Source organism: Lentimicrobiaceae bacterium (genome assembly GCA_023227965.1).
GTDB lineage: Bacteria > Bacteroidota > Bacteroidia > Bacteroidales > JALOCA01 > JALOCA01.
Map to the genome: position 1 here is coordinate 1 of JALOCA010000071.1, position 5,874 is coordinate 5,874.

General features: G+C 61.5%; 6 protein-coding genes. All 6 read left to right on the forward strand.

The features are described 5' to 3' along the window. On the forward strand, positions 1-351 hold a 351-nt coding region (locus tag M0R21_13625; protein ID MCK9618862.1), incomplete at its 5' end, for a PEP-utilizing enzyme. 33 nt (positions 352-384) lie between these two features. After that, positions 385-1,500 (forward strand): hypothetical protein, encoded by a 1,116-nt coding sequence (locus M0R21_13630; GenBank protein MCK9618863.1) that lies wholly within the window; start codon positions 385-387, stop codon positions 1,498-1,500. A gap of 51 nt (positions 1,501-1,551) precedes the next feature. Further along, positions 1,552-3,123 (forward strand): phenylphosphate carboxylase subunit beta, encoded by a 1,572-nt coding sequence (ppcB, locus tag M0R21_13635; protein MCK9618864.1) that lies wholly within the window; start codon positions 1,552-1,554, stop codon positions 3,121-3,123. A gap of 52 nt (positions 3,124-3,175) precedes the next feature. Next, complete coding sequence (locus M0R21_13640; GenBank protein ID MCK9618865.1) at positions 3,176-4,432, forward strand: Tm-1-like ATP-binding domain-containing protein; 1,257 nt, start codon at positions 3,176-3,178, stop codon at positions 4,430-4,432. Then, positions 4,429-5,136, forward strand: a complete 708-nt coding sequence (locus M0R21_13645) for a CBS domain-containing protein (protein ID MCK9618866.1) — start codon at positions 4,429-4,431, stop codon at positions 5,134-5,136. Before M0R21_13640 ends, M0R21_13645 begins: the two co-directional genes overlap by 4 nt. A gap of 128 nt (positions 5,137-5,264) precedes the next feature. Further along, entirely contained in the window at positions 5,265-5,858 is a 594-nt protein-coding gene (locus tag M0R21_13650; GenBank protein ID MCK9618867.1) for a UbiX family flavin prenyltransferase, read from the forward strand. Positions 5,859-5,874: the final 16 nt, after the last annotated feature.

The window sequence follows — 5,874 nt, forward strand, 5'->3', positions numbered from 1 at the left end:
GTTCAGGACGTCAGCGATCCCGACAGCATCAAGGAGCTCAAGGGTTTCGCCGGCAGCCCCGGCGTCGTCGAGGGCAAGGCGCGCGTCTGCCGCAGCGCGCAGGACATCCGCGATCTGCAGGACGGCGAAATCCTGGTGGCGCCGACGACCTCACCCTCGTGGGCGCCGGCATTCGCCAAGATCAACGCCTGCATCACCGATGTCGGCGGGGTCATGAGCCATGCCGCCATCGTCTGTCGCGAGTACGGCCTGCCGGCGGTGGTCGGCACGGGGCACGGCACCAAGGTCATCAAGACCGGAATGATGCTCAGGGTCGATGGTTCTTCGGGTGTGATTTCGATCACCCGCTAGTGCCGGGGAAGGGTACCGACAATGGGAAGCGCTTTGGCAATTGACAGGATTCGCATGGAGGCCGGGATGGATAGCGCAATGCCGAAAGTGTGCTGGTTCGAGGAGTGCAACAAGAACTCCGTCGCCCTGGTGGGAGGCAAATGCTCCTCTCTCGGCGAACTCATCAACGCGGGGGTGCGGGTGCCGCCGGGGTTCGCCCTGACGACTCACGGCTATGCGCAGTTCATGCGCGAGGCGGGTATCCAGCCCGAAGTGACCGGCCTGCTCCAGGGGCTGGATCACGAGGACATGGACAAGCTTGAAGAAGCCTCCGTCGCCATCCGCGAGATGATCGAGTCGCGTCCGGTCTCCATCGAGCTTGAAGACCTGGTTGGCGAGTCCTATCGCAAGTTGTCGGTACGTTGTGGTGTTCCGGCGGTCCCGGTCGCGGTGCGTTCCAGCGCCACGGCCGAGGACCTGCCCGGCGCTAGTTTTGCGGGTCAGCAGGATACCTATCTGTGGATTCGCGGCATCGACGAGGTGATGCACCATGTGCGGCGCTGCATCTCCAGCCTGTACACGGGTCGCGCCATCGCCTATCGCATGAAAATGGGCTTTCCCCACGAGCAGGTGGCCATCAGCGTCGGTATCCAGAAGATGGCCAATTCGTTTTCCGCGGGTGTGATGTTCACCATCCATCCGACCAACGGCGACCGCTCGGTGATCGTCATCGACTCGAATTTCGGCTTTGGCGAGTCGGTGGTTTCCGGCGAGGTGACGCCCGACCACTTCGTGGTCAACAAGGTCGCGCTCGACATCATGGAGCGCACCATCTCCACCAAGGAAATCGCCTACACGGTCGATCTGAAGGCGCAAAAATCCATCGCCACCGAGGTTCCCTTCGAGCGCCAGAAGGTGCAGTCGATCATCGACGATGAAGTCACCGAACTGGCCTGGATGGGCAAGCAGATCGAAAAGCATTACGGCCGTCCGATGGATATCGAATGGGCGATCGACAAGGACCTTCCCGCCGGCGGCAACGTTTTCATCCTGCAAGCGCGGCCGGAAACGGTCTGGAGCAACAAGCAGCAGGCGCCGGTGTCCGCCGGCAGTGCCTCGGCGATGGATTACATACTTTCCAGTTTGCTGACCGGCAAGAAGGTCAGCTAGGCAGCAAAGATTCAATTTCACCCACACCACCTGAACCATTACGGAGCGCACATGAAAGCACCAGCGAAAGCAAAACCCATCGACGATATCCGCAGCTACATCGCCGCCCTCGATCTCAACGGCGAATTGCATCGCGTCAAGACCGAGGTGGACTGGAAATTCGAGCTCTGCCATGTCTCCAAGGTCAATGAGGAACAGAAGGGACCGGCGCTGCTCTACGAGAACGTCAAGGGCTACGACATTCCGGTATTCACCAGCGCCTTCACCACCACCAAGCGCCTGGCCATTGCGCTGGAGCAGGACCCGTCACTGTCGATGAGCCAGTTGGCGAAGAAGTGGATGGAACTGACGACCAAGACCATGGTCAAGCCGGAGTACGTGAAAAATCCCGAGGTGAAGGAGAACATCATCGAGGGCGACGACGTCGATATCGAGATGTTCCCCTCGCCCTGGTTCTATCCCGACGACGGCGGGCGCTTTTTCGTCACGTCCGGCTTTCTGGTGACCCAGGACCCGGACACCGGCTGGACCAATCTGGGCACCTATCGCGCACAGGTGCTGGGCAAGAACATCCTGGGCTCGCAGATCATCAAGGGCAAGCACGGCGACATGCACATGAAGAAGTACCAGGAACGCGGCGAGCTGATGCCCGCAGCGTATGTCGTCGGCACCGATCCGGTACTGTTCCTCGCCGGCTCAACGCTGGTCAGCGCGCAGGTGGATGAATACGAAGTGGCCGGCTCGCTGCGCGGCAAGCCAGTCAAGGTGTTCAAGTCGGACCTGACCGGGCTGACCCTGCCGGCCAATGCCGAGATTATCGCCGAAGGCTGGATCGACCCCAACGAATTGATGGACGAGGGTCCTTTCGGCGAATACACCGGCTACTACTCGGGCAACAAGGGCAAGGATTATCCCAAGCCGGTGCTGCGCATCGCGCGCATCCTGCATCGCAACAAGCCGGTGATGTGGGCGACGACCGTGGGCAAGCCGATCAACGACATCCACATGATCCAGTCGCTGAACCGCACCGCGACACTGTGGCACGACCTCGAAACCATGAAGGTGCCGGGCATCCAGAGCGTATATATCCCGCCCGAAGCCTGCGGCCGCTTCTGGGTCGTGGTCTCGGTCAAGCAGATGTATCCGGGGCACTCCAATCACGTCGGCAATGCCGTGATCGCCACCACCACCGGCCACTATGGCGTGAAGGGCGTGATCGTCGTCGATCACGACATCGAGGCCGACGACTGGGATCGTGTCTGGTGGGCGCTGGCGACCCGCTTCGACCCGAAGCGTTCGGCCCAGATCATCGACCGCGGTCGCTCCACGCCGCTGGACCCGGGGCTGCCGATCGAGGCGCGCGACATAACGAGCCGCATCATTCTCGATGCCTGTACGCCCTACGAGTGGACCAACAAGCCCAACGAAATCTTCATGGACCGGACGGTGCTGCAGAAGGTCTCCGACCGCTGGAACGAGTATGGCTTCAAGGGCACCAGCCCGGTGGCCGGCATGATCAACCGGCTGACGCGACCGGAAGTGAAGAAGGCCAAACCGGAAGCCGCCAAACCGGCAGCGAAGAAAGCCAAACCGGCAGCGAAGAAAGCCAAGAGCGGCAAGTGAATCGGCGCCGGCAGGCAGATCTGCCTGCCGGCACTGACATCAGACAGCGAACATGAATTCCAAAAAAGGTATCGTCATCGTCTGCAACCTGGACACCCGTGGCGAAGACATCGTTTTCGTCAAGCAACTGATTGCCGACCGCGGCCACCAGCCGATCCTGCTCGATTTCAGCATGGAGGAGCCGCCGCCCTTCCCCGGCGATATCCGCACCGAAGACGTCGCGGCGCGCGGCGGCCTTACTATCGAAGTGGTGCGCGAGAAATACCGCTCCGACCGCGACACCGCCACCAACAACCAGATCCGGGGCGCGGCGGCGATCGTTCAGGATCTGCTGGCCGAGGGACGGGTGCACGGCATCATCGGCATCGGCGGCGGCACCGCCACCCTCGTGGCCACGTCGATCATGAAGCAACTGCCTTTCGGCATGCCCAAGCTGATGGCCTCGCCGATGGCGGCGCACCCCGCCTACATCGACAAGTACGTCGGCACACGCGATATCACCATGCATCACACGGTGCTCGACATCGTCAAGATGAATCCGCTGCTCAAGGCGCAGATCATCAATGCGGTCGGCGCCATCTGCGGCATGGTCGAGATGACCCAGGGCACCCACATCACCTTCGACAAGCCCTGCGTCGCCATCTCCTCCTTCGGCTTCGGCGAAATGGCGGTACAGACGGCGATCGGCATGCTGGAGGAGGCGGGCTTCACGCCCATCGTCTGCCATGCCCAGGGCAAGGGCGACAAGGCGATGGAAGAAATGATCCGCGACGGTGCCTTTCACGGGGTACTCGATATCTGCACCGGCGGCATCATGGAACACCTGTTCAAGGGCAACCGCGACCCGGGGCCGGACCGGCTGATGGCCGCGGTGGAAACCGGCATTCCGATGGTGCTGGCCCCCTGCGGCCTCGACATCCTCTCCTATGGCGGCCGCGCCGACATGCTGGAACAGACCAAAAACCGCGTGCAGTACGTGCAGGACGCATTGCGCGTCCAGGTGCGCACCACCGCCGATGAACTGCGCCAGGCCGCCGACGTGATCGCGGAGCGGCTCAATCGGGCCAGGGGCCCATGGACTTTCCTGATTCCGCGGAAGGGCTGGTCGTCGCTCGACAAGGAAGGACGTCCGATCTACGACCCCGTTGCCGATGCCGCCTTTGTCGCCCGGCTGAAGGAAAAGCTCGACGATCCTTCCCGGGTCAAGGAGGTCGATCTGCACCTTTACACCCCGGAATTCGCCCGTGTAGCCGTCGACGAGTTCGTTCGTTTGCATGAAGAAGCAAAGACCAAGGAGAGACGGCCATGATGGTGCGCAACTGGATGCAGGCAAACCCGACGGTCATTCCGAGCGACACGCTCGTGTCGGAAGCCAAACGAATCCTCAGTGAGAACAACCTGCACGCCTTGCCCGTCGTCGATAACGGCAAGCTGCGCGGGCTGGTGACCCGGGCCAACCTGCTGCGCATGGGCAGCTTCGTCCTGCGTACGCAGAGCACCGACGAGTTCAACTTCTTCGTCACCCGACTCAAGGTGCGTGACATCATGGTGCGCAACCCGGCAACGGTTCGGGCCGATGACACCATGGAGCACTGCCTGCAGAAAGGCCAGGAACTCGGCGTCGCACAACTCCCTGTCATCGACAAGGATGAAGTGGTGGGGGTTATTTCCGCCAACGAGATATTCCAGCTCGCGGCCCACTGCCTGGGCGCATGGGAGCGCCGCAGCGGTGTTACGCTGGCGCCCATCCGCTTGGGCCCCGGTGTGCTCGGGCGGATTGTCGACGTGGTCGAAGCAGCAGGTGCCGTGCTGCAGGCGGTGTATCCGATTGGACGCCAGGATACCCAGACGGAATGGGGTTATCCGGAGAAGAAGGTCATCCTCCGCTTTCATGCCGACGCAGGGCACAACGTCGCGGCCGCACTGGAGGCTGCAGGATTTCCGGTCATCGAATCGACCGAGATGCAGCACTCCGAGCATCTTCAACCGGCGGCGCAAGGTGGCGGACACTGACAAGTATCGACAGGCGTGAAACAATGTGCCCGCCGCTGGTGAAAGTCGGCGCTGGCGCGACGGCGATACTTGAACGGCCAGCCATGGTGCAGACCGTGTGGGCCCCAATCTGAAACAAGGACAAGACAATGAAACTGGTAGTCGGCATCTCCGGGGCCAGCGGCGCCATCTATGGGATGAGGATTCTGGAGGTGCTGAAGCATGTCGGGGTGGAAACCCACCTCGTGATGTCGGATTCCGCCAAGCGCACGATCGTGTACGAAACCGACTATACGATCGATGCCGTCAAGAAGCTGGCCACTTATGTGCACGATATCAACGACGTCGGCGCCTGCATCTCGTCGGGATCATTCAGGCACGACGGCATGGTGATCGCGCCATGTTCGATCAAAACGCTATCGGCGCTGGCGAACTCGTTCAATACCAACCTGCTGATCCGCGCCGCCGATGTCACCCTGAAAGAACGGCGCAAGCTGGTGCTGATGATTCGCGAGACTCCCCTGCACCTGGGTCACCTGCGATTGATGACGCAGGTGACTGAAATCGGCGCCGTGCTGGTGCCGCCGCTGCCGGCCTTCTATCATCAGCCGAAGACGCTCGATGACATCATCAATCAGTCGGTCAACAAAGCGCTCGATCAATTCGATCTGGGCGTGGAACTCGACCTGTTCAAGCGCTGGACCGGAAATGAAGAACGCGAACGCGCCAAAAAGCCGCAGTAATGCCGTGACGGGGATC

Bases quoted from the DNA above. Each gene is read 5' to 3' on its own strand.
- M0R21_13645 (MCK9618866.1), top strand. From the start codon at position 4,429: ATGATGGTGCGCAACTGGATGCAGGCAAACCCGACGGTCATTCCGAGC.
- M0R21_13650 (MCK9618867.1), top strand. From the start codon at position 5,265: ATGAAACTGGTAGTCGGCATCTCCGGGGCCAGCGGCGCCATCTATGGG.
- M0R21_13640 (MCK9618865.1), top strand. From the start codon at position 3,176: ATGAATTCCAAAAAAGGTATCGTCATCGTCTGCAACCTGGACACCCGT.
- ppcB (MCK9618864.1), top strand. From the start codon at position 1,552: ATGAAAGCACCAGCGAAAGCAAAACCCATCGACGATATCCGCAGCTAC.